Annotated in this window: 20 protein-coding genes and 1 tRNA gene; 17 read left to right on the top strand and 4 right to left on the bottom strand. The window is 36.8% G+C overall.

Translation table 11 applies throughout. The features are described 5' to 3' along the window. Positions 1 to 117 precede the first annotated feature (117 nt). The 5 genes from CIN_RS03990 to CIN_RS03970 all read left to right on the top strand — a co-directional run bounded on the left by CIN_RS03990 (position 118) and on the right by CIN_RS03970 (position 5,669). Positions 118 to 372, top strand: coding sequence for a hypothetical protein (locus tag CIN_RS03990; RefSeq protein ID WP_040363767.1), 255 nt, complete (start codon positions 118 to 120; stop codon positions 370 to 372). Positions 373 to 481: 109 nt separating this feature from the next. Next, on the top strand, positions 482 to 1,765 hold the full coding sequence (locus CIN_RS03985) for a replication-associated recombination protein A (protein ID WP_245527820.1): 1,284 nt from the start codon (positions 482 to 484) through the stop codon (positions 1,763 to 1,765). Beyond that, the gene (locus CIN_RS03980) at positions 1,762 to 2,739 is read left to right on the top strand and encodes an RluA family pseudouridine synthase (protein ID WP_008853772.1); all 978 of its coding nucleotides are present in this window, start codon (positions 1,762 to 1,764) and stop codon (positions 2,737 to 2,739) included. The genes CIN_RS03985 and CIN_RS03980 overlap by 4 nt, the downstream gene beginning before the upstream one ends. Beyond that, complete coding sequence (locus CIN_RS03975; RefSeq protein WP_040363766.1) at positions 2,736 to 4,889, top strand: AsmA family protein; 2,154 nt, start codon at positions 2,736 to 2,738, stop codon at positions 4,887 to 4,889. The genes CIN_RS03980 and CIN_RS03975 overlap by 4 nt, the downstream gene beginning before the upstream one ends. 51 nt (positions 4,890 to 4,940) lie before the next feature. Further along, positions 4,941 to 5,669: an ATP12 family chaperone protein gene (locus tag CIN_RS03970; protein ID WP_008853770.1), complete on the top strand. Its 729-nt coding sequence runs from the start codon at positions 4,941 to 4,943 to the stop codon at positions 5,667 to 5,669. A gap of 67 nt (positions 5,670 to 5,736) precedes the next feature. Here the strand turns inward: CIN_RS03970 and CIN_RS03965 are convergent, their stop codons facing one another. Next, positions 5,737 to 6,897 (bottom strand): bifunctional 2-C-methyl-D-erythritol 4-phosphate cytidylyltransferase/2-C-methyl-D-erythritol 2,4-cyclodiphosphate synthase, encoded by a 1,161-nt coding sequence (locus CIN_RS03965; RefSeq protein ID WP_008853769.1) that lies wholly within the window; start codon positions 6,895 to 6,897, stop codon positions 5,737 to 5,739. Between the two features lie 130 nt (positions 6,898 to 7,027). On the opposite strand from CIN_RS03965, the gene dusB reads away from it, so the two are divergent. The 7 genes from dusB to hflX are packed head-to-tail and all read left to right on the top strand — an operon-like array spanning position 7,028 to position 15,772. Further along, positions 7,028 to 8,059, top strand: a complete 1,032-nt coding sequence (dusB, locus tag CIN_RS03960) for a tRNA dihydrouridine synthase DusB (protein ID WP_008853768.1) — start codon at positions 7,028 to 7,030, stop codon at positions 8,057 to 8,059. A gap of 12 nt (positions 8,060 to 8,071) precedes the next feature. Then, the gene (locus CIN_RS03955; RefSeq protein WP_008853767.1) at positions 8,072 to 9,151 is read left to right on the top strand and encodes a two-component system sensor histidine kinase NtrB; all 1,080 of its coding nucleotides are present in this window, start codon (positions 8,072 to 8,074) and stop codon (positions 9,149 to 9,151) included. Positions 9,152 to 9,171: 20 nt separating this feature from the next. After that, entirely contained in the window at positions 9,172 to 10,548 is a 1,377-nt protein-coding gene (locus CIN_RS03950; RefSeq protein WP_008853766.1) for a sigma-54-dependent Fis family transcriptional regulator, read from the top strand. Positions 10,549 to 10,593: 45 nt separating this feature from the next. Then, complete coding sequence (locus tag CIN_RS03945; RefSeq protein WP_008853765.1) at positions 10,594 to 12,774, top strand: sensor histidine kinase NtrY-like; 2,181 nt, start codon at positions 10,594 to 10,596, stop codon at positions 12,772 to 12,774. Between the two features lie 7 nt (positions 12,775 to 12,781). Then, complete coding sequence (ntrX, locus tag CIN_RS03940; RefSeq protein WP_008853764.1) at positions 12,782 to 14,209, top strand: nitrogen assimilation response regulator NtrX; 1,428 nt, start codon at positions 12,782 to 12,784, stop codon at positions 14,207 to 14,209. A 9-nt stretch (positions 14,210 to 14,218) separates the two neighbouring features. Further along, positions 14,219 to 14,464, top strand: coding sequence for an RNA chaperone Hfq (gene hfq / locus CIN_RS03935; protein WP_008853763.1), 246 nt, complete (start codon positions 14,219 to 14,221; stop codon positions 14,462 to 14,464). Positions 14,465 to 14,479: 15 nt separating this feature from the next. After that, a complete protein-coding gene (hflX, locus tag CIN_RS03930) occupies positions 14,480 to 15,772 on the top strand; it encodes a GTPase HflX (protein ID WP_008853762.1) in 1,293 nt (430 codons plus the stop codon). On the opposite strand, the gene CIN_RS03925 is transcribed toward hflX, so the two are convergent. Beyond that, complete coding sequence (locus CIN_RS03925; protein ID WP_008853761.1) at positions 15,769 to 16,947, bottom strand: hypothetical protein; 1,179 nt, start codon at positions 16,945 to 16,947, stop codon at positions 15,769 to 15,771. The genes hflX and CIN_RS03925 overlap by 4 nt on opposite strands. 165 nt (positions 16,948 to 17,112) lie before the next feature. On the opposite strand from CIN_RS03925, the gene CIN_RS03920 reads away from it, so the two are divergent. Further along, a complete protein-coding gene (locus tag CIN_RS03920; RefSeq protein WP_008853760.1) occupies positions 17,113 to 17,895 on the top strand; it encodes an SDR family NAD(P)-dependent oxidoreductase in 783 nt (260 codons plus the stop codon). A 7-nt stretch (positions 17,896 to 17,902) separates the two neighbouring features. Here the strand turns inward: CIN_RS03920 and CIN_RS03915 are convergent. After that, a tRNA-Cys gene (locus CIN_RS03915) sits at positions 17,903 to 17,977 on the bottom strand. Positions 17,978 to 18,115: 138 nt separating this feature from the next. Here CIN_RS03915 and CIN_RS03910 point away from each other — a divergent pair. The 4 genes from CIN_RS03910 (at position 18,116) to msrA (ending at position 23,617) form a co-directional block, all read left to right on the top strand. Further along, positions 18,116 to 18,763, top strand: coding sequence for a protein-L-isoaspartate O-methyltransferase family protein (locus CIN_RS03910; RefSeq protein ID WP_040363764.1), 648 nt, complete (start codon positions 18,116 to 18,118; stop codon positions 18,761 to 18,763). 31 nt (positions 18,764 to 18,794) lie between these two features. After that, on the top strand, positions 18,795 to 20,237 hold the full coding sequence (locus CIN_RS03905; protein ID WP_040363763.1) for a TolC family outer membrane protein: 1,443 nt from the start codon (positions 18,795 to 18,797) through the stop codon (positions 20,235 to 20,237). 48 nt (positions 20,238 to 20,285) lie between these two features. After that, positions 20,286 to 22,964, top strand: a complete 2,679-nt coding sequence (locus CIN_RS03900; protein WP_008853757.1) for a valine--tRNA ligase — start codon at positions 20,286 to 20,288, stop codon at positions 22,962 to 22,964. Between the two features lie 98 nt (positions 22,965 to 23,062). After that, positions 23,063 to 23,617, top strand: a complete 555-nt coding sequence (gene msrA, locus CIN_RS03895; RefSeq protein WP_008853756.1) for a peptide-methionine (S)-S-oxide reductase MsrA — start codon at positions 23,063 to 23,065, stop codon at positions 23,615 to 23,617. Between the two features lie 2 nt (positions 23,618 to 23,619). Here msrA and CIN_RS03890 read toward each other — a convergent pair whose 3' ends face one another. Then, entirely contained in the window at positions 23,620 to 24,954 is a 1,335-nt protein-coding gene (locus CIN_RS03890; RefSeq protein ID WP_008853755.1) for an ABC transporter ATP-binding protein, read from the bottom strand. Between the last annotated feature and the right edge of the window lie 2 nt (positions 24,955 to 24,956).

Genomic DNA, 24,956 nt, shown 5'->3' with positions numbered 1-24,956 from the left:
TATAGAATTTATTCATAAAAAAGACACAGAAAAATGAAAAATCTTTTATTTATAGATGAATTTATATGGTATCTTAATTATTAATAGTCCAAAATTTTATTTAAAACGGAGTATAAAATGTCCATGAATAATAAAAAAACAATCCTCTTTGGGATTAAATCCTCATTATTAGGAACACTCTTATTGTTGGCAGCATGTACTGGAACTGCTGGCACCCCAGTAGCACCAGGAACAGAGTCAAAAGCTGGATATGGTACAGCATGTAAAGCGGGCATGTATTCATGCAGCACTCCTTATCCTGTTCCATTGGGATCTCCTTGTAGCTGCCCAGGCCTTGGTGCTGCATCTTATGGTAATGTTCACGCACAATAATCTAGTTTATCTATGAATATTTTTGTGCTTTTAAAAATCAAAACTGGATAAGTCTTTAATGGATCTGTTTGGTTCTGATAATGACTTTGATAAAAAGTCTTCATCTACTATGACATCAGCCAAAGAGCATGCACCTTTGGCTGATGTTTTACGTCCTAAGACCCTAAAAGAGGTTATCGGACAAGATCACTTACTAGGTGAAGATGGTATCTTAACGAATATGTTAGAGCATCATTCGTTATCTAGTTTGATCCTTTGGGGAAATCCTGGCACAGGAAAAACAACCATTGCCCGAATTTTAGCCCAAGAAATTAATTTACATTTCATTCAAATCTCAGCTATTTTTTCAGGGGTAAGTGACCTTAAAAAAGCATTTGATGAAGCTACCCGTTTTCGAAATCATTCTGGTAAAAGCACTTTATTATTTGTAGATGAAATACATCGCTTTAACAGAGCTCAACAGGATGGCTTTTTACCCGTTGTAGAAGATGGCACCATTATCCTTATTGGTGCAACCACTGAAAATCCATCTTTTACGCTCAATAGTGCGCTTTTATCAAGATGTCAGGTTGTAGTCTTACGAAGATTAGATGAAACCGCTCTAGAGCTCCTTTTAACACGAGCAGAACAACAGTTAAATCGGCAACTTCCTTTATCCAACAGTGCACGTACAGACTTAATATCTATGGCAGATGGGGACGGACGTTACTTACTCAATATGGTCGAGCAAATTATTTTACATGCTAAAAATGCCATTTTAGATAGTAAAGACCTAACTCGTATTTTAAGTCGTAGAGCCAGTCTATATGACCGCAATCGAGATGGACATTATAATTTAATCTCTGCCCTTCATAAATCCTTAAGAGGTTCTGATCCTGATGCTGCACTCTATTGGTTTGCACGAATGCTAGAAGGTGGTGAGGATCCCAGATATATTGCACGTCGATTAACACGCTTTGCTGCAGAAGATGTTGGACTTGCATCGCCAAATGCATTAACACTAGCAATTGCTGCATGGGAAACTTATGAACGTCTTGGATCACCAGAAGGGGAAGTCGCTTTGGCTGAGCTTGTTGTTTACTTAGCCACGGCTCCAAAATCGAATTCTGTTTATAAAGCCTATAACGAAGTCAGAGCAGTTGCCAAAAAAACAGGAAGTTTTATGCCTCCTGCACATATCTTAAATGCGCCAACGACAATGATGAAAGACCTAGGATACGGGAAAGGATATGAATATGACCATAATACAGAAGAAGGCTTCTCTGGTCAGAACTACTTTCCTGATGAAATGCAACGTCAACAATTTTACACACCGACTAATCGTGGCGTAGAGGAAACGATCGCTCAACGATTATCCCACTGGAATCAAATAAGAAAAAAGCGTTCTGTATGAAAATTTTACATATTTCAATTCAAAAAGAAGATGGCGATGTTAGGTTAGATCGTTGGATCAAGCGACAAAATCCTAATATAACCCAAGGCATGATTCAAAAATTATGTCGTACAGGACAAATCCGCGTCAATGGTAAGAGAGCCCAAGCATCCACACATTTAAAAGAAGGGGAAACCGTACGTTTCCCAATGGTTGAAGTAGATCCTGTCAAAGCAAAACAACCTCAACAAATTGATCCAAAAATGGCAAAACAGTTAAAAGAATGGATCATTTATCAAGATGATGATTTATTTGTCATTAACAAACCCTCTGGCATTGCCGTTCAAGGAGGGAGTAACGTTACCAACCATATTGATGGAATATTAGAAGCCTTACAATTTGATAGTAAATATCGCCCATCTTTGGTGCACCGCCTTGATAAAGATACCTCTGGTCTTTTATTAATTGCACGCCATCCTGCTGCTGCTGCAAAATTAGCCGCTGCATTCAGAAGTCGTGATATGAAGAAGACTTATTGGGCAATTACCACACGCCGTCCGTCTCCTCTGAGTGGTCGTATTGATTTGCCTTTGTTAAAAGTCGAATATCAAAATGGCTCTCATATAGAAGCTGCGGATGCAAAAAACAAAGAAGCACAACGTGCTATCACAGAATATGAAGTTAAAGATTTTGCAGCAAGAAAATTGGCTCTGGTTGAGTTATACCCGCTAACAGGAAGGATGCATCAACTTCGTGTTCATTGTGCAGAAATGAAAGCGCCTATTTTAGGCGATAAAAAATACAATAAAGAAATGCCTTTTATGGACGGCTTCTCTCAAAGGTTACATTTACATGCGCGTCAATTGGATATGCCCCATCCATCAGGAGGGAGATTACTCGTAGAAGCAGCTTTACCTCCACATATGAAGGAAACTTTTGAACATTTGGGATTTTCTGTTCCAAATGACAAATCAGCTATTCGGACTAAAAAATGAGTAAAAAAAAGGTTATCTTAGGAAGTTGTGGTATTTTAATCTGCCTTGTAGGAGGCAGTCTATTCGCTGTGGATCACTTGGTTGATCGTAAAATGATTTTAGATCAATTATATAGTAATATCGAAAAACAAACAGGGCGTAAGCTTGCGCTACAAAACCTAGATATCCATTTTTTTCCTTGGCCAGAAATTCAAGCCTCGAAAATTACTTTGTCTAATATGCCAGGAGGAAAGAATCCTAATTTTATTACAGCTGGACATTTAAAAGCTGACTTGAATTTATGGTCATTATGGCAAAGAAAAATTCATTTTAGATCTATTCAACTCTCACATGTCCAAATTCATTTAGAACGAAACGAGCAAGGACAAAAAAATTGGGATTTACAACCCATTGAAACCCCGAAGAGTGATACTCTTCAGGCAGATTCATCAAAGTTCACACATCACAAATGGAAATGGCAGTTTAATAACTTCCAATTAGACGATGTTAATTGTTGGTATGATGATGCATATACTCATAAAAACACGCATCTTTTATTTAAACAAGCAGAGCTGAGCCAACTTGAAACCAATAAAGTAAGATTTAATATTACTGGCTCTCATCATCAGGCAGACTTTTCTATTTCAGGCAGACTAAGTCATCTTGATGAATTATTAGATAGTGATAGTCCAATATCAAATCCGGCTAAGTTCCAAGTTAATTTAACCGAATATGTACGCGATCAAAATATAGGTAATATCAGGGTTAGTGGGACTTTAAAAAGCCTCGTTAATGCAAGAGGATATGATATTATTGCTCGCGGAACAATTTTAAATCTCAATGATTTAAATCAACTTTTTCCACATGCAAATTTACCTGCAGTAGAGAATATAACGCTTAGTGCATCAATTAAAGATGTATCCAAAGAGAGTGATCCACAAGGCAAACCGCAAATTGATCTTTTACAGCTTCATACTGGAAAGATTAATGCAGACTTCTTGCCTGCTGACTTACAATTAACCAGCACAGAAATTATCGCAAATGATTTAAATTCTGATGTAAATACCCAAATTGTAGGGCAATTTTCTGGCGGGATGTTTCGTTGGTCAGGGCATCTTGGACAATTAAAAACATTACAAGATACACTCTTGTCTCAAACAGATAAATCACTTCCGATTGCAGGTAATCTATCTTCTGAAACTTATAATTTACAACTTGATGGTACGGTTGGCGGAAAAGATCCTTCTTTAGCCATAAAATTAAATCTATTAAATTATAATCAGCTTTACCAAGGAGTAGGAAACCTTAATGCGCAAAATATTATTTATACAGGAAAAATTTTCACACCATTTCCTTTAACATTTTCATTTTTTAAAAATCTAAATAAAGAAGATTTATTCAAAGTTGGAACTGTTGGAAAATTAAAAAGTAATCGCGTTAAAATTAATCAGCTTAATTTTGATAATTTCTCTTCAAATATAGAATGGAAAAATAAAGCGCTTTCATTAACGCAACTCCTATTATCAAATAAACAGAGCGTAATTAAAGGGGATGTTTTCTATTCCATCAAAGAAGATCCATCTACACTTGTTGTAAAAATTAATAATGCCTCTTTCCCTATGAAATGGTTAGAAGATTATTTTGATATTGCGAATGTCTATTCTGGACAAATGACTGCTATCGGCACGTTCTATACCAAAGGCAATTCTTGGCAAGAATGGCAACATAATCTTACAGGGAAACTCGGATTATCAGGCGTTGATGGAAAATTGGAAGCAGAAGGGCTGAAACACTATATTGGTCAAGCCGCAGCAACATTGCCATTAAAAAAATCACTATCTACAGAATGTTTAGCACTTCGCACTCAAATTAATCAAAATCGTTTATATTTTGATACGTTAACATTACAAACCGATCAGTTTGCATTAAATGGGCAAGGGACGTTTAATATTCCAGGACAAACACTGGACTTTCATTTTATCCCAGATGTAAGGCTCGGGGTAATTAGCGCATCTGCACCATTACGTGTTGGGGGGACACTTTCCAAGCCCTATACAACGTTTGAGAGAAATAAAAATAAAGTATTCTCATTAAACATTAACACGCTTAGTAAAAATATTGCACCAACGAATTATTGTGACGGGGCATTAAATAAAGCCAGAAATCCTTAAGCGATTTCTCAAAAATAACGAGATGGTTATTATAAAGGATAAAAGATCATTATGAATGGAATCATTAAATCACGTCGTTTTTGGGACTCTGTGCGTATTACTCATGATGATCAAGGCTATCAAATATTGCTGGATGAACGCCCTGTAAAGCTGCCTAAAAAAACAACGCTTTATGTCCAAAGTGAATCATTAGCTAAAAAAATTGCTGCAGAATGGGAAAAAGCAGGAGAGAAAAAAGGAGATCCTTTCTCTTTTGATCTCTTACCTATCACACGAATTGTAGGCACGATGATTGAAAAAATTGCTCCTGCTCGTGAAACATATATTCATGCTTTGTTACCTTATGTAAATGGAGATTTGCTTTGTTATCACACAGATACTCCAAAAACATTAGCCACCAGACAGCAAGAACAATGGATGCCTTTAGTTCAATGGACTGAAGAACGATTCAACATCAAGCTAAAAATCCAACATGGGATTATGCCGATTACGCAGACAGAGGAAGTCATAGCATTTTTTAAAGATTATCTTTCTAATTTAAATGATACAGAACTTACCTATTTTGCAGTCACCGTTCCTCTATTAGGCAGTATATTTTTAACAATTGCGTTAAAAGAAGGAAGACTTTCTGTCGAGCAAGCTTTTGAAGCTGCTCATCTTGATGAAATCGTACAAGCTGAACTATGGGGACAAGATACCGAACAGCAAGAAAAACTAGCTCAAGTAAAGATCGATATCCAAGATGCTTTTGAGTTTTATTCCATATCTCAAAATAAATAATCAAGACTATTAATAATCTTAATGTTTAAAAGGTTAGTAAGAATCAAATTCTCACTAACCAACCTTTTTATTCTGGCAACAAAACACTTGTCATTGCTTGACAAGCAATCCCTTCCTCACGTCCTGTAAACCCAAGTTTTTCAGTCGTGGTCGCTTTCACAGAAACGCGTGAAAAATCTATTTGTAAAAGTTCAGCAATTTTTTCACGCATTTTCTCAATGTGAGGACGCATTTTAGGGCGTTCACAAATCAAGGTCAGATCAATATTAATAATCTTTCCTCCACGCTGGCGAACACGTTCAGCTGCATGAATTAAAAATCTTTTACTATCAGCATTTTTCCATTGATTATCAGAAGGTGGGAAATGTGCTCCGATATCTCCCTCTGCCAAGGCACCATAAATCGCATCACATAATGCATGCAAAGCAACATCAGCATCTGAGTGGCCAGCCAATCCCAACTCATGAGGCACTTCAATCCCACATAAAAAAAGCGGGCGACCTTTTTCAAAAGCATGCACATCAAATCCTGCACCTATTCTTGGTAGCATCATATTGCTCATCAAACATTCCAATCTTTTTAAATCTTCAGGATAGGTTAGCTTTATATTATCCTCATCCCCTTGAACCAAAGCAACTTCTAAACCAACATTTTCAAAAAGCGCTGCATCATCAGTTGCACTTGAACCCGCTGCTTCTCTATGAATGTCTAAAAATGGTTTAAATTGAAATCCCTGAGGGGTTTGTGCTCTAAATAAACCTTCTCTACAAACAGTTTCGTCAATAACATTATTTTTATTACGCTTTAATGTTTCAGCAACTGGAATAGCAGGAATAGCCGCAGGGTATTCTTTTAAAGCATCAATAACACGTTGAATAATTTCAGCAGAAATATTCGGTCTGGCACCATCATGAACCAACACAAGATCAGGTTGTTGAGCTTCAGGTAATGCTGATAAAGCTTCCAATCCTGCTCTCACACTATCTTGGCGTTCTTTCCCACCCAATATAGGGGATAAAATCTTCTTATTTTCTAAAGGGGATAAAATAGAAGTTAACGTTTCAGGATCACCAACAGGCTGAATAGAATCTACATGGGGTAAAAATGCTTTAACAGCATGATAAATAACAGGTTGTCCTTGCAAATGAACATATTGCTTGGGAATATTTCCATCTTTATTAAAACGTTTTCCTACACCAGCAGCAAGGATAATAAGGGCAATGCGCATAATTATTCAGTGATCCAACTTATTGAGGGTTTCATTAAGTGTTATTATTTAAAAATAAGCTTTTATTCAAGATTGAATAATAAAGCTATTATGATATCTTGCCAAAAGATTGTATAGAAAGCAAAAGAACGTGACTATTTTATCCGAAACTATCCCAACATTAAAGCCTATTTATCTTGATAAAGATAAAGTCATTGATGTGCCCATTATCCTTGCTCCAATGGCTGGTGTCACGGATTATCCTTTCCGAAAACTTGTCAAAGAATTTGGGGCAGGGCTGGTTGTTTCTGAAATGATCGCATCTTGGGCAATGATTCGCGAAAATAAAACGACTTTACAAATGGCCGAACCCATAACAGATGGATTAAATTCAACTCAACTTGCTGGATCTGATCCTGTAGCTATGGCTGAAGCCGCTAAAATAGCCGTAGCACACGGTGCCAATGTCATTGATATTAACTTTGGCTGTCCTGTTAAAAAGGTAGCAGTCGGTCAACAAGCCGGTTCTGCATTAATGCAAGATGAAGAAAAAGCTGCGATTATCCTAGAAGCCGTTGTAAAAGCCGTTGAGGTTCCTGTCACCTTAAAAATGCGTATGGGGTGGGATCAGTATTCCTTAAATGCGCCTGACCTTGCAAAAACTGCCGAAAACTGTGGAATTAAAATGGTCACCATTCATGGCCGCACACGTCAACAGCTCTATCGTGGATCAGCCGATTGGGCATTTATTCGTCATGTTAAAGAGGCTGTATCCATTCCTGTTATTGTTAATGGAGATATTGTTGATATTGAAACCGCAACAATAGCTTTACAACAATCAGGCGCTGATGGGTTAATGGTGGGCAGGGGCTGTTATGGAAAGCCTTGGTTTCTAGCTCAATTAAGGCATTATTTTCAACACCATACTATTTTAGAAGCACCCGCGTTACCAGAACAAAAAGATATTCTATTAAGACATTATAACAGTATGTTATCATACTATGGCGAACGCTCTGGCGTTCGCTTATCTCGTAAACATATTTCTTGGTATTCTGCTGGTCTTCATGGCTCTGCTGCATTTCGGGCGTCTATTAATCAAATGGATAATCCTGCTGATGTCATTGCTGCGATCCAGTATTTCTATGATCAAAATATTCATCATCAAGAAGAAAATATACAGTAACTGCTCTCAACCATGGAACAACCCAAAGAATTAGACGGTTATGATATTATTGAATCTTTGCCCACACCTTTAATTGTGGCGGATGATCAATTTAATATTACCTATATCAATGGGGCAGCTGAAGACTTCTTAATGGTTTCTAAAAAGAATATTCAACAATGCTCGTTATATTCTTTTTTTCCAAAAGCACATTCTGTTTTTGAGCTCATTAACAAAGTGAAAGCTAAAAAAAGGGGCATTGTGGAATATGAGATTGAAATCTTTACCTATAATCAAGCCATTAAAGAAGTCACTTTATATATTGCTCCTTTTATCAAGAATGAAAAATTCATTACTTTAACGATTCACGATTACTCTATTGTCAAAACGATTGAGGAAAAGGCTAGCTTTCATAAAATTTCCAGAAGCGTTGCAAATATGGCTGCTTTATTGGCTCATGAAATTAAAAACCCATTATCTGGAATTAAAGGAGCAGCACAACTCCTCGAGAAATCTTTAGAGGCACCAGATCAAGAATTAACCACTCTGATTTCAGATGAAGTCGAACGAATTAAAAACCTTGTTGACCGTACTGCTATTTTTTACAATCAGGCCTTACAAATTAGTGATGTCAATATTTACTCTTTACTGGCACACGTTAAAAAAATTGCAGAAAATGGTTTTGCTTCTTTCGTTAAAATCAAAACAATTTATGATCCTTCTTTACCATTAATTAGAGCTGACAAAGATCTTTTAATACAAGTTTTTATTAATCTCATTAAAAATGCTGCAGAAGCCATTGGTTCTCAGCGTAAAGATGGCGTGATCACCTTAATCATTGGCTATGAGCCGAACTTAGTGATGAATATTTCTAAAACTAAGAAAAGAGTTACATCACCTCTCATGATTATTGTACGTGATAATGGACCAGGAATCCCTGATAAAGTCAAGCAACGTCTATTTGAACCATTTATCAGTAGCAGACCTAATGGGACAGGTCTAGGATTGGCTTTGTGTGGTAAAATCATTAATGATCATGGTGGAATCATCGATATTCATAGCCAAAAAGGTAAAACTGATATAAAAATATACTTACCTCTCTCTGGTTTTTAACTCCTGGATAATCTTAAATAATGCTTAACAATGTTCCGACAATTCTTGTTGCTGACGATGACCGCTCCATTCGTACGGTCTTAAAACAAGCATTATTACGTGAAAAATACAATGTCGAATTAACTGATAATGCAACCCAATTATGGGAGTGGACTCGTGCTGGAAAAGGTGATGTCATTATTACCGATGTTTCCATGCCTGACATGAATGTTTTTGACATTATTCCAAAAATTAAAGAAGTAAATCCTGATCTTCCTATTATTGTGATCAGTGCTTTATCAACCTTATCAACCGCATTACAAGCTGAAAAAGAAGATGTTTTTGAGTATTTACCAAAGCCTTTTGATTTAGATAAATTACTCAACACTGTAAACAATGCCTTAGTACTTGCAAGTAATAGAAATAACAATCAAGAATTAGAAGAAAAACTTCCATTAGTTGGCATCTCTGCTCCAATGCAGAATATTTATAAAATGATCGCTCGACTGATCAATTCAGATCTGAGTGTCATTATTTCTGGAGAAAACGGAACAGGAAAAAAAACCGTTGCCAAAACATTGCATCATTACGGAAATAGACGCCAATATCCTTTTATTTCTTTAAATATAGCAGCAATGACTGCTACTGAAATTGAAAATAAATTATTTGGATATGATGACAAAGGAAAGTGGCAAGCAGGATGTTTAGAACAAGCTGTCAACGGAACGCTTTTTCTTGATGAAATTGGCGAAATGCCCTTGAATATTCAAACTCGTTTATTACGAATATTAGAGGAAAATAATAACGCTTCCTCAGAACCCCAATTATCCCTACGTATTATTGCTGCAACCCGCCAAAATTTATTTCAACTGGTTCAAGAGAAACAATTTAAAGAAGATTTATATTATCGTTTAAATATTATTCCTGTGCATATGCCTCCTTTAAAAGAACGATCAGAGGATATTCCTTTATTGATTGAATATTTTCTCAAAGAAAATTCAAGCACCACAAACTTTTCAGAAAAATCCATTGATCTCTTAAAAAAATACCATTGGCCTGGGAATGTTCAAGAACTACAAAACCTAATTATTCGTTTGGTCGCTTTATATCCTAATCAAAGAATACAAGAAGATTTATTAATTCAAAGTTTACAAAAAACGACCATTACCCATAAACAAACAGATTGCATATCTTTATCAACATTAATCGAAGAGCATATTTGTCGCTATTTCTCTGAAAATAAGGGCTTACCAATTAATAAATTATATGCTCAAATGATTGCTGAAGTCGAAAAACCTCTTATCGAGCAAACTTTGATTGAAACAGAAGGTAATCAAATCAAAGCAGCAATGATCTTAGGAATAAACAGAAACACTCTGCGAAAAAAAATTAAAGATTTCAATATTACTTATAAATAAAAATGAAGGCTGCACGTGTCTAAAAAAAATAAGTCTCATACCATTATGCGTTTAATTGAAAAACTTTCTGGTAGAAGAGCAACCATTACGTTGGTAGCGCTGGCTCTTTTTTTCGGAGTAGTAACTTTTATTATTCTTTCTGGTGGTATTGTTACGTCTCATAAGCACCATGTCCAGCTTATTATTTCTTTATTAAATTTATTCGTATTATTGCTTCTCGTCACCACATTATTTATTCGTATTTTACGCTTAATAGGGGAACGTCGTCGAGGATTAGCTGGCTCTAAAATTCACGTAAAACTTGTTGTTTTATTTGGAATCATTTCAACAATTCCAACAATTCTAGTCGGTGTTTTTGCAACCATTTTATTTCATTATGGGATACAAATTTGGTTTAATAATCGCGTTAGTACTGCTTTAAATGAGGCTTTACAAGCATCCAGAGGGTATTTACAAGAACATAATGCAAACATCCGTACGGAAGCTTTTTCTTTAGCAAACTATATTCAAAGCATGCAAAACAATCTTGCCCAAGCAGGACAAGATATATATGACGATCCAAGTATGTTGGATCAAATTCTTGATTCTCAAGCCACATTAAGAGGATTAAATGCTGCCATTATATACAATCCTTCAACACAAAAAATCATTGCTTCTGGCGGACTGTTAAATAACGTTTCATATGTTAAAAATTTACCTCGCGCAACCACCAGCATTATGTCTCATAATGATGTCGCTATCCTCGACTCTTCAGACGAAGAAACAGTTCGAGCTGCAATCTCACTAAATGATACCCCTCCAATGATATTAATCATTATCCGTCCAGTTGATCCAAATATTTTGAATCATATGTATAAAACAGAGAAAGTGGTTAACCAATACAATATACTTAGTGCTAATCAATCCAAAATACAGATTATGTTTGTCATCATTTTTGGATTAGTTGCCTTACTTGTTCTAGCTGCCGCTGTGTTACTAGGACTATACTTAGCTAATCAAATAGCTCGTCCAGTCGGCTTACTAACTCTTGCAGCTAAAAAGGTTAGTGAGGGGGATCTCAATGTCAGTGTTCCTGAACGAGATAAAGATGATGAGCTTACAGATTTATCCCGTACTTTTAATCAAATGACGAATCAGCTTTCCGTTCAACGTACAGAGCTCGTTGAAGCCAACAAGCAAATCGATGATCGTAGACGTTTTACAGAAGCTGTTCTTTTTGGTGTGTCTAGTGGTGTTATTGGACTAGACAAGCAAATGATTATAGAATTGCCGAATCGTTCAGCTAATCAGTTATTAGACACAGATTTATTCGATCATGTTGGACAAAAAATTACAGATATTGTTCCAGAATTTACAGATTTTTTGATCAGAAACACAGATAATATCCAACAATCTAAACAAGAAGAAATACAAATACAGACTCAGTCAGGAAGCCGTGTTTTATTAGTACAAATTGGCCCAGAAATCCAAGGGTCAGAAGTGGAAGGGTTCGTTATCACCTTTGATGATATTACCGAACTACAATCTGCACAAAGAAAAGCTGCATGGGCAGATATTGCGCGACGTATTGCACATGAAATTAAAAACCCTTTAACACCAATACAACTCTCTGCAGAACGATTAAAGCGTCGTTTTCTCAAGGAAATTCAATCTGATAGCCAGATATTTAGCCAATGTATCGATACAATCGTTCGTCATGTTGGAGACATCGGTCGTATGGTTGATGAATTCTCTTCTTTTGCACGTATGCCTCAACCTGTTATGAACAAAAATAATATGTCTGGAATTGTTAGAGAAACTCTTATCTTACAACAAAATGCTCATTCAGAAATTAACTATCATATTGAGCTTCCCGATCAAGGTCCGTATCTTGATTGTGACCAAAGATTAGTCAGACAAGCGTTAACAAACTTGTTCCAAAATGCTGCAGATGCTATTAACATGCTTCAAAGTGATAATATAGACACAGAGGTTATAGGTAATATTTGGGTAAAAGTAAAAGAAAATGAAAAAGAAATATGTATATTTGTCACAGATGATGGTATTGGTTTACCACAAGAGGACAGATTACGTTTGACAGAACCTTATGTAACCCATAAACCTAAGGGAACAGGATTAGGTCTTGCTATTGTAAAGAAAATTATGGAAGATCATAAAGGAACCTTACAATTAAAAGACCGTACCGAAGGAAAAGGGACGACATCAATTTTGACTTTTCAAAAATGAGGACAATATGGCGCATGAAATTCTAATCATCGATGATGAACCAGATATTCGGCTTCTTATCGAAGGAATTTTACAAGATGAAGGATACTCAACTCGTCTCGCAGGAGATGCAGATTCTGCGATTAATGCTTTTCATGCACGAAGACCTTCTTTAGTTATCTTAGATATTTGGTTGCAGGGGTCCAGACTTGACGGTTTGGAAATTCTTAAGCTCATTCAAAATGAGAAACCAGCAATACCAACCATTATGATTTCTGGTCATGGTACTATTGAAACCGCTGTTGCTGCTTTGCAGCTTGGTGCTTATGATTTCATTGAAAAGCCCTTTACTTCTGATCATTTATTAGTTGTCGTTCGTCGAGCACTAGAAAGTGCAAGATTAACACAAGAAAATGCAGAGTTACGTATCCGTAGCGGTGTAACCACACAACTGGATGGTCAAAGTCAGGCTATCAGTGCATTAAAAAGTCAAATTGATAAAGTCGCACCAACAGGGTCCAGAGTATTAATCTCCGGAGCTCCTGGTACAGGTAAAGAAATTACTGCACGTTCTATTCATCATCTATCAAAGCGTGCTAATGGCCCATTTCTTGTTTTGAATTGTGCCACCTTATCTCCAAACCGTTTTGAAGAAGAACTATTTGGAATTGAAGGCACTGCAGATGGCACACAACAAAGAAGAACAGGAGTTCTAGAAAGAGCCCATGGTGGAACGTTAGTTCTCGATGAAGTGGCAGATATGCCTCTTGAAACTCAAGGGAAAATTGTTAGAGCTTTACAGGATCAAACTTTTCAACGCTTGGGCGGCTCAACCAGAGTCAAAGTTGATGTTCGAGTTATCGCGACAACAAACCGCGACTTAAACGTTGAAATCGGTGCTGGTAACTTTAGAGAAGATCTTTATTATCGCCTTGCTGTTGTACCTTTAAAAATTCCGAGTTTAAAAGAAAGACGAGAAGATATACCCGAGCTTGCGCAATTGTTCTTACAAAATTGTTCTGAGCTAACAGGCCTTCCTTTGATTGACTTATCAGCTGATGCATTAACAACGCTTCAAACTTATGACTGGCCTGGAAATGTTCGTGAGTTACGAAATCTCATGGAACGTTTACTCATTATGATGCCAAGCAATGTTAATGAAGCTATTCGCACTGACATGTTGCCAAATAATATTGGTCAAAATGCTCCAAGCTTATTAAAAGTTGATACACAAACTGACATTATCAGCCTTCCTTTAAGAGAAGCTAGAGATCTATTTGAAACACAATATTTACAAGCACAACTGATGCGATTTGGTGGAAATATCAGTCGAACAGCTGGTTTTGTGGGTATGGAACGAAGTGCTCTTCATCGTAAATTAAAACAATTAGGGGTAACTTCTTCAGACGAAAAAAACAATAACAATAACAATAACAATAACAATAACAACGAATAAGGTTTCATTGTGTCAAAAGATTCATACCAAAATATTCAAGACGTTTTCTTAAATCAACTAAGAAAATCTAAAGTATCTGTAACAGTTTTTTTAGTTAACGGCGTTAAATTGCAAGGAATTGTTTCAGGATTTGATAATTTTTCAATCCTGTTAAGAAGAGATAGCCATGCACAACTGGTTTATAAGCATGCTGTTAGTACAATTATGCCTGCAACGCCAGTGCAACTCCCATTCAATACACCTGAAGAAAACTAGAAAGAAAAATTATTAATGACAGATTTTGATTCGGCTCATCAAACCACTCGTGCCGCAGTCATTGTTCCTTGGGACATTTCCAATCGTCAGTCAAATAATCGTAATTCGCAATCAAGATTAGAAGAAGCTATTGGTTTAGCTTCTTCTATTCGTTTAGAGATCTCACATACAGAGATTATCAATTTACGTTCATATCGTTCCGCGACGTTAATAGGGCAGGGACATATAGAATCTTTAAAAGACTCTATACAATCTAACGAAATTGATATTGCTATATTCGATACAAGATTAAGCCCAATTCAACAAAGAAATTTAGAAAAAGCTTTAGAATGTAAGGTTATTGACCGAACAGCCTTAATTCTAGATATTTTTGGTGAACGTGCTCAAACAAAAGAAGGTACATTGCAAGTCGAACTTGCACATCTTCAATATCAGCGCAGTCGGTTAGTCCGTTCTTGGACCCATTTGGAACGCCAGCGTGGTGGTTTTGGATTTATGGGAGGACCAGGAGAAACCCAGATCGAAGCTGATAGGCGTCTTATTGATGAACGAATTATTCGTTTAAAGAAAGATTTAGAACAAGTTCGTCGTACTAGAGGGCTACATCGTAAAGCTAGACAAAAAGTTCCGTTTCCTATTGTTGCACTGATTGGTTATACCAATGCTGGAAAATCAACTTTGTTCAACAACTTAACTGGAGCAGATGTTCATGCTCAGGATCAATTATTTGCAACACTTGATCCAACGATGAGAAAACTACAACTCCCTTCAGGAAAGACCATTATCTTATCTGATACTGTGGGGTTTATTAGTGACTTACCAACGGAACTTATTGCCGCCTTTAGAGCCACATTAGAAGAAACTGCTGAAGCTGATATTATTCTACATGTTCGGGATATTTCTCATCCTGAAACAACAGAACAACGTCAGGATGTCTTTTCTGTATTAGACACAATGGTCAAAGATCAAATTTTGGAAGCCGATTGGCGTAAAAACACAATTGAAGTCTTAAACAAAATAGACCTAATTGAAAATATTGCGTTAATTGATAAACCAAAAGATTTCATTGGCATTTCAGCATTAACCAGCGAAAATCTACCATCTCTTATCCAAATGATTGATGATCGTCTTGCCAAAATGATGGAAGAAATTACATTTGTAATTCCTGTCAGCGATGGAGCTGCTTTATCTTGGCTCTATAATCATGGTGAAATTCTTCAACGCAATGACGATGAGAATCATATGACAATATTGGTTAGATTATCTCCAGCCAATAAAGCCCGCTTTGAACAACTCTATTCTTATTAATGTTTATAATCTAACTCTGCTTCATAAATACGATGGACTTTACAAGGTTCTGGGGTAATGCGTTCAATTAAATTACGCATCCCCATATTATCCTCTAAGATCCATCCCAACTCAATCATCGTGTAAGGTAATGCTTCGCCACGGTTAAATAATTCGTCAATAACAAGGGATGGCATCAGAGCACCCATCGCAGTGTCACGAATTGAATGACTAATTCCTAATAAAATAACACGTGCAGATTTGAAACGATGACGCATCGCACGATAAGCTAGCTTACCCCAACCAAATAAAGAAGGGGTTGGGGCAATACCTGCCGAAATATCATAAATATTTGGAATAACTAGAGCAACCGCAACGGGCATTTTATTTTGTTCAACCAAAACATAATTTTCTGGCTTTAACATTGACTTTAGATCTCTAATTAATACAGACATTTCCGTAGGCGTTAAAGGCACAAATCCCCAAGTGTTATCCCATGCATCATTATAAAGTTGACGCAGGATTTCGCCATCTCTAGAGATTTCTTTCATATTTAATTTTCTGGTTGTAATATTTCCGAGGCGATCAGAACCTACTTTTAACCCAGATGGAATTTTATGTGCTTTACGAGCTTCTTCACCCATAATCATTTGATAAGAAACCAGATCCATTGCTTTAGATAGACCAGCGGCTGCAATATGTTTCTCTAAATATTCTGGGTGCCATGGCATCGCAATCATAGGAGGCTCAGATTGTCCTTTAACCATTGTTCCAGCTTCTGAATTTGCATTCAGCGTATAAGGGCCTCTAATTTTTTGCATGCCTTGCTTTTTTAACCAGTTACTTGCGGCATTAATCAATTGTTTTACAACTTCTGCATCATCAATAGCATCCAACGCACCAAACAACCCAATAGGCTCTTTCCATTCACGTAACGCATTTGGATCAATTTGTGCAGAAATACGCCCTACAACTTTATCACCTTTATAGGCTAAAAAATATTGTGCAGTCCCATATCTAAAAAATGCAGATTTTTTAGGATGCAACAAACTGACTTCTTCAAAATCCAAAGGAGGGATATAATTCGGAAAATGACTATACAATACACGCGGTAATTTTATAAAAAGAGATAATTGTTTTGCATTACGCACAGGTAAAACAGTTAAATCATTTGATGGTGCAGAATTGATAGTCATATGGAAACCATTATTAAATAAGTTCAAAATAATTTTTATATTTTTGAAATTGGTAAAGAAGAAGTATAAAATTACTTAATTACATTTTTATATAAAGGTTTTTTTTCTCGATAGATATAACTTTATCAAAAAAAATTATAAAACAACCAAATTAAGGAATATTTTTTGCGTAATTTACCCAACTCTATTTTGATTACAGGCGCCTCAAGTGGTATTGGGCAGTCTCTCGCAATATTTTATGCCCAACCAGGAAAAATATTATTTTTATGGGGACGCTCTGAGCAAAAACTCCAACAAACAGCTCAAGCATGTAAAGATAAAGGGGCAACCGTTTATACATACCCCATCGATTTGACGAATCCTATGGCAGCGACAACATTACTCAATGAAATCTTAAATGAACATCGAATTGATATGACGATCCTTGCTGCTGGTTCTGGTGATATCAAAGCTGAACATGACCTTTTAGAGTCTCAAGACACGCTCTATAATTTAGCTCAACTTAATTATGTCACCCCAAGCTTAATGGCGAATTTAATTGCTCGGCAAATGATCGAAAAACATATTCAAGGAAAAATAATCTTGATTAGCTCTGTCGCAGGGTTTCATTCTTTACCGTTTGCAACAGCTTATAGCAGTTCAAAAGCCGGTCTTACTCGCTTTAGCGATTCGTTAAGGTTAGCTGTTAAAAAATGGAAAATCCAAGTCACATTAATTATTCCAGGCTTTATTGACACCCCAATGAGCCAACGCCTAGAATGTGATAAACCCTTTTTAATTCCCATAAACAAAGCTACTACTCAAATCACTAATGCCATTGCAGAAGGGAAAAGAGAGCTTATTTTACCTAGAATTTTCAATCTTTTAAAATGGGTTGATTTAATAGCACCAAATTGTATTCGGGATTTAATTTTGTCTCGCATCAAAGTCAAACAAGATACGAAATAAAAGAGAATGGAGGTCCGGGAGGGAATTGAACCCCCGTAAACGGATTTGCAATCCGCTGCATGAGCCACTCTGCCACCGGACCATGTGCTCTTGATATCTGCATATATCATCTACTCTGACGAAAAGGTCAAGAAAAAAATGTATAAAATCTTTACTTTTCATCTATAAGCGTTTCATGGTATTTAAACAGACCTCTTCTATTAAAGATTTTTAGGAAACAATGAATCACTCTCACTTTGATTTTGCCGAAGCACGACAGAACATGGTTGAAAATCAACTTCGTCCTGCTGAAGTAAACCATACCCAACTTATCGAAATTATGCGCGCATTACCTCGTGAAGAATGTGTTCAACCGTCTCAACGGGAAATGGCCTATGCAGATATTAATCTACCGTTATCGAAAGAACGCTTTCTAAGCGAACCTAGAGTAGTGGCAAGGTTGGTTCAATTGGCTAATATTAATCCAAAAGAGACTGTATTAATTGTAGGGGCTTCAACAGGATACCTAGCTGCAATTATTAATCTATTAGAAGCAAACGTTTTTGCTGTTGAAGAAAATGAATTACTTTCTTCACAAGGTCAAAAATTTTGTGAAAAATATGCTGATACAGTTTCTTGGCATACAGGAAAATTATCAGAAGGTTATGCATCATCAAAGCCTTATGATGTAATTTTTATCGATGGTGCAATCACTAAGATTCCAAGTAATTTAACAGATCAACTTGCTGAAAATGGCCGAATGATCACGGTATTAAAACAAGAGGGTCAGGCAAGTAATGCCGTTAAAATCGAAAAAACAACGAATGGTCTTTCAACAATCACTTGTTTTTATGCAAATCTGCCTTTATTACAAGAATTCAAAGACTAGCTTTATATAGAATTGATAGAAAGTTGCTGTGATGATTAAATGTCGATATCTTGGTATCAGTTTACTTACTTTTTTAGTAAGCACTACTGCTTGGGCTCAAAATTATGATGGAACTGGATCCCCAAACTTCGTTCCCCATACCTTAGAAGAAGCATTATCCACAGCTTACTTGACCAACCCTGAGCTGCAACAAGAAAGAGCAACCTTAAGAGCAACTGATGAAAATCTATCAACTGCTAATGCAGGGTGGAGACCAACTATATCTACATCTTTAGGTGGAATAATTACTAAAGGGAATTCAAGTTCAACCTCTTACTACCAAGGCGTCCCCAGTGCAAGCACAACAAATGCAAATGGTCAGTTAGGTTATACAGCCCAAGTCACAATCTCTCAGCCGATCTATCAAGGTGGTAAAACCACAGCAAAAACGCATCAAGCACGCAATCAAATCATGGCTGAACGTGCAAAACTTTTATCAACAGAACAAACTGTTTTTCAGAAAGTCGTTAAAGCTTACGTTGGTGTTATTCAAGCCCAACAACTGCTACAAATTAATATTAACAACGAAAAAATTCTTGGTGAACAGGTTAGGGCAACACAACAACGTTTTAATTTGGGTGAGATTACCAGAACAGATACAGCTCAAGCTGAAGCTGCCCTTGCTGATGCACGTGCCAAACGTCAGGTTGCAGATGGAACCCTCAGAGATGCTGAAGCAACCTATACTCAAGTTGTTGGTATTGCCCCTCCACCAAACTTAAAGCCCCCACAACCCTTAATTCTACCTGTTAAAACAGAACAGGAAGCTATTGCTGTTGCTGCATCAAACAATCCAGATGTAATCTCAGCACTTTTCGCGGAAGCAGCACAAAAAGCCGCTGTAAATGTCGCTATTTCCGAAATTATGCCCAAAGTCAATGCCAATTTATCTTATCAAAGATCAAAAGATTCGTCTGTTGGTGAAAGTTTAATGGATAATAAACAAGGCACTCTTCAAATGACGATGCCTATTTATCAAAGTGGTGCTGAATATTCAGCTATTCGTCAAGCAAGACAACAAGTACAAGTCGCTCATCGCCAAGTCAGCACACAGCGCAGAACTGCAATGCAACTGGCATCAAGTAACTGGCAACAATATTTAGCTGCTAAAGCTGCCCTAACCAGTAACAGGTCTGCTATTGCCTCCAACATTGTTGCTTTGGCAGGTGTTGAAAAACAAGCTGTTGTTGGAACAAGTACAACTTTGGAAATGTTACAACAACAACAAACCTTGTTAAACTCTCAAACAACACTGATTCAGAATTTATCAACGATGGTCACTTCATCATATAATGTTGCAATGGCAATGGGGCGTTTAACCGCACAAGATTTAAAACTCAATGTTCCTCACTATGATTATACGGCATATTATAATGCTGTTAAAAATAGATGGTGGGGTATCAGCGATTATGCTCAAGACCAACCAGGCCGTTAATCTTCCTAATATCTTTAACCTTTAACTTCGTATAAAAATATAAATCGTATGCTAGAGAAAAAATTTATTCCTTCCGCTGTTGAAAATGATCTTTATCACCTTTGGGAGGAGTCTGGTTTTTTCTCAGCTAATCCTGAACGACAGGACAAAAAACCGTTTGCCATTATGATTCCCCCTCCGAACGTAACGGGAACATTGCATATAGGGCATGCATTAACAATGACTTTGCAAGACACGTTGATTCGTTGGCGTCGTATGCAAGGATATGATGTATTGTGGCAACCAGGCACTGATCATGCAGGAATTTCTACACAACTTGTCGTGGATCGTAAACTCACCGAAAAAGGCATTGATCGAAAATCCATTGGTCGCGATGAATTTATCAAGCACGTTTGGGAATGGAAAGCTGAATCTGGTGGTGAGATTACCAAACAATTACGTCGCTTAGGAGCTTCTCTGGACTGGAAAAGAGAACGCTTCACAATGGATGAAGGCTTATCTGAAGCGGTTAAAAAAGTATTCGTTACCTTATATCGGGAAGGGCTAATTTACCAAGATAAACGTCTTGTGAACTGGGATCCTGTATTCCGTTCTGCTGTTTCCGATCTGGAAGTAGAAAGCAAAGAAGTTAACGGGCATCTTTGGTATATTCATTATCCAATTAAAGATACTGATGAAATCATCACCATAGCCACGACACGTCCCGAAACCATGTTAGGTGACGTTGCTGTCGCCGTTCATCCTGAAAATGAAAAATATAAGCATCTTGTTGGTAAGAATATTATTCTACCATTAACAGGGCGTCTAATTCCTATTATCGCTGATGAATATTCTGATCCTGAAAAAGGGACTGGGGCTGTTAAAATTACACCTGCACATGACTTTAACGATTTTGAAGTCGGACGCAGACATGATCTAAAATTAATTACTATTTTAGACGAAAGTGCAGCCATCGATCTCAGTGAATTATCAGACAATGAAAAAACAGAATTTGTTCTTTCACTCGATGGGCAACCTAGAGATAAAGCAAGAAAACAAATCATTGCAGAACTTGAAAGATTAGAACTGCTTGAAAAAGCTGAACCTCATAGAAATCAAGTTCCTCATGCTGAAAGAGGTGGCGCTGTTATTGAGCCACGCCTAACAACGCAATGGTATTGTGATGCACCAACATTAGCAAAACCTGCGATTGAAGCAGTACAAACAGATAAAATTAAGTTTGTTCCTAAACAATGGGAAAATACTTATTTCTCTTGGATGCGCGATTTGCAACCTTGGTGTATCAGCCGTCAATTATGGTGGGGACATCAAATTCCAGCTTGGTACGGCCCTGATAACCATGTGTTTGTTGCCTATGACGAAAATGAAGCCAAAGAACAAGCTTTAAAACACTATGGTAGCGAACAACCTCTAAGACGTGATGAAGATGTTTTAGATACTTGGTTCTCTTCTGCTTTATGGCCATTTTCTACATTAGGTTGGCCAAATGATACCGCTGAAGTCAATCGTTACTATCCTGGTAATGTCTTGATTACTGGATTTGATATTATCTTCTTCTGGGTTGCCAGAATGATGATGATGGGCATGCATTTTATGAAAGATATTCCATTTGAGACGGTTTATCTTCATGGTCTTGTTCGAGATGAAAAAGGACAAAAAATGTCCAAAACCAAAGGGAATGGTATTGATCCTTTGGAAGTTATTGACGAATTCGGTGCTGATGCAATGCGCTTTACGGTATGTGCATTAACAGGGCCTGGACGTGATATTAAGCTCGGTAAAAAACGAATTGAAGAATATCGTTCATTCATTACTAAAATCTGGAATGCAGCACGCTTCTGTGAAATGAATGAAGTAAAATATGATCCTAACTTCTCAATCAATGATGTAAAACTTTCCTTAAATCGTTGGATCTTAGGAGAACTTTCTCAAGCAATTACTGATGCAACTTCAGCGCTCGAATCCTTCCGTTATGATGAATATGCTTCTGTTTGTTATCATTTTACATGGGATAAATTCTGTGATTGGTTCTTAGAATTTGCAAAAGCTGCTTTCCAAAACGAAGATAAAGCTATTGTTCAAGAAACAAGAGCTGTTGCTGCCATTGTTTTAAAAACACTCTTACAAATTTTACATCCAGTTATTCCATTTGTAACAGAGACTTTATGGGATGAGTTTAATTTTGGTAAACGAGGAACCTTAATGGTTTCTGAATGGCCAAATACAGAACCTTTTGCTACGGTTAAAACAAAAGAATCTTCTAATGAGATCGATTGGGTAGTACGTTTTATTACCGAAATCAGAACCCTAAGAGCAGAAATGAATGTACCTCCAGCTAAATTCATCTCAGCACTTTTAAAAGATGCAAATGCAGAGACATTAAACTATGCAAATCTATGGGGTGATGCCGTCAAGCGTATGGCTCGCGTTGAGAGTATTCAAGCACTACAAGGCGATATTCCAAAAGATTCTGCTCAAACTGTTATTAATGAAGCAACAATTATTTTACCACTCGATGGTATTATTGATATCGAAGCTGAAAAAAAGCGTCTTGCGAAAGAGCTAACTAAAATTGCTGATGAATTACAAAAGCTAAATACAAAACTATCTAACGAAAGCTTTTTACAAAAAGCACGACCTGAAGTAATCGAGGAAAGTCGTGAGCGTATGAAGCAGCTTTCAAGTGACCAAGAACGCATTCAAACGGCATTGAAGCATTTTGAATAAATAGTAATAAAATGAATTTATTATGACAGCTGTTGAAAAAGTCTTTTCAACAGCTGTTTTTTTAGTAATGATAGCCTTATTAAATATTGGGGGAAAATATGAATAAAATAAATAAAGATTCTTTAGAAACAATAGTCTTCGGTGCAGGATGCTTCTGGTGTGTTGAAGCTATGTTAAATAAATTTAAAGCTATTCATGAGATTCAACCTGGTTATGCTGGAGGTCATACTAACAATCCAACTTATAAAGAAGTTTATACAGATACAACTGGCCATGCTGAAGTTGTAAAAGTAACTTTTGATAATAGTAGATTATCCATTGAAGATGTTATTCGTCTATTCTTTTTAATTCATGACCCAACCACATTAAATGCGCAAGGCGATGATATTGGAACACGATATCGCTCTATTATTTTACCCGCCAATGAAGATCAAAAAGAAGCAGCTTTATCCATCAAAAATGAAATGAATAAAGCTGGTATTTGGGATACCTCTATTACAACAGAAATAAAAATGTTAGAGCATTTCTATCCAGCAGAAGTAGAACATAAAAACTACTTTGAACTGCACCCCGAAGTTGCTTATTGCCAAGCGGTTATTGCCCCCAAGGTGCTCAAAGTTCGTAAGGAATTCGTCGATTACCTGGATCGGTAATTTTATTCTTTTACGTTTTTATCATCTTCATCCAAGAAGAACTGATCTGATTCTTCATCAAAGTCAAATATCTCGGCATAACGCGCCCAACCAATAACAGTAGAAAGCGTGTGTCGAGCATATTCTGGTGACATTGTATCTTTTAGTTCATCTCTAAATCGTTCGGCACTAGCTTTATGATTGGAGCGTTCATCAAGTACGCTACGAATCACACGAACTAATGCAATATTTTGAACAATATTATGCCTGAAGATATCTTTGCGTTCTTCCAACTCAGCATTCACTAATTGCTTACCTAAGTCAGTAATAATCATATCACCTTCAGCCAACTCTGCTAATTCAAGCATTTGCAGCGTTTCACCAATAGGTAATAAGTCATCTAGTTCCATTTGTAAGCTCTGTGCAAGCTTAGGCAAATCAGCTCTGCCTAAGTAAGGTTCAGCTAACACAGCTTCAATCATCCCAATCATTAAGTTCATAGATAAAGCTGGAATTGCAACAAATTGATTATTTTCTGTTTGTTGTTTACCTAAATTATTAGGATCTACTGTTTCAACTTCACGGTGTGTCATCAATGTATAAATACGATCAACTAACTGACGAAAAGCAACAGACTCTCTATTCCGTGGGTGAGGGAAGGTCACATTAATTTCATGTGCCACACGCCCAGGATTAGAAGAAAAAATCAAAATGCGATCACACATTAATACAGCTTCTTCAATACTATGCGTAACCATTAAAATAGATTTTACAGGAAGTTTCTTTTCAACCCATAACTCGATTAAATCGGTTCTTAAGTTTTCCGCAGTCAAAACATCCAATGCAGAAAAAGGCTCATCCATTAAAAGTAAGTCTGGATGTACAACCAAAGCTCTGGCCAAACCGACACGTTGACGCATGCCACCTGATAATTCTTTTGGATATGCTTTTTCATACCCACCAAGCCCAATCAAATCAATTGCATCTTCTGCAAGCTCTTCACGTTCTTTTTTATGAACGCCTTTAGCTTCTAGCCCTAATTGCACGTTATCCTGTACCGTAAGCCAAGGAAACAACGCAAATGATTGAAAAACCATTGCAATCCCTTCAGCTGGTCCAGAAAGCAATTTATCTTTCCAGCGCACTTCACCTTGGGTTGGCGTCAATAAGCCAGAGATAATTCTAAGTAATGTCGATTTACCTGAACCAGAACGACCCAAAAGCCCTACGATCTCACCACTTTTTAACGTAACATTAACATCATCCAACACCACTAATTCTGAATGGTTTTCTTTGGGATATGCTTGCTTACAATCTTTGACTTGAATTAAAATTTCTTGATGATTAAGAGTATTCATAA

The sequence above is a fragment of the Commensalibacter intestini A911 genome, assembly GCF_000231445.1.
In the GTDB taxonomy this organism is placed as follows: Bacteria; Pseudomonadota; Alphaproteobacteria; order Acetobacterales; family Acetobacteraceae; genus Commensalibacter; species Commensalibacter intestini.
This window is presented reverse-complemented; position numbering and strand designations above follow the sequence as displayed.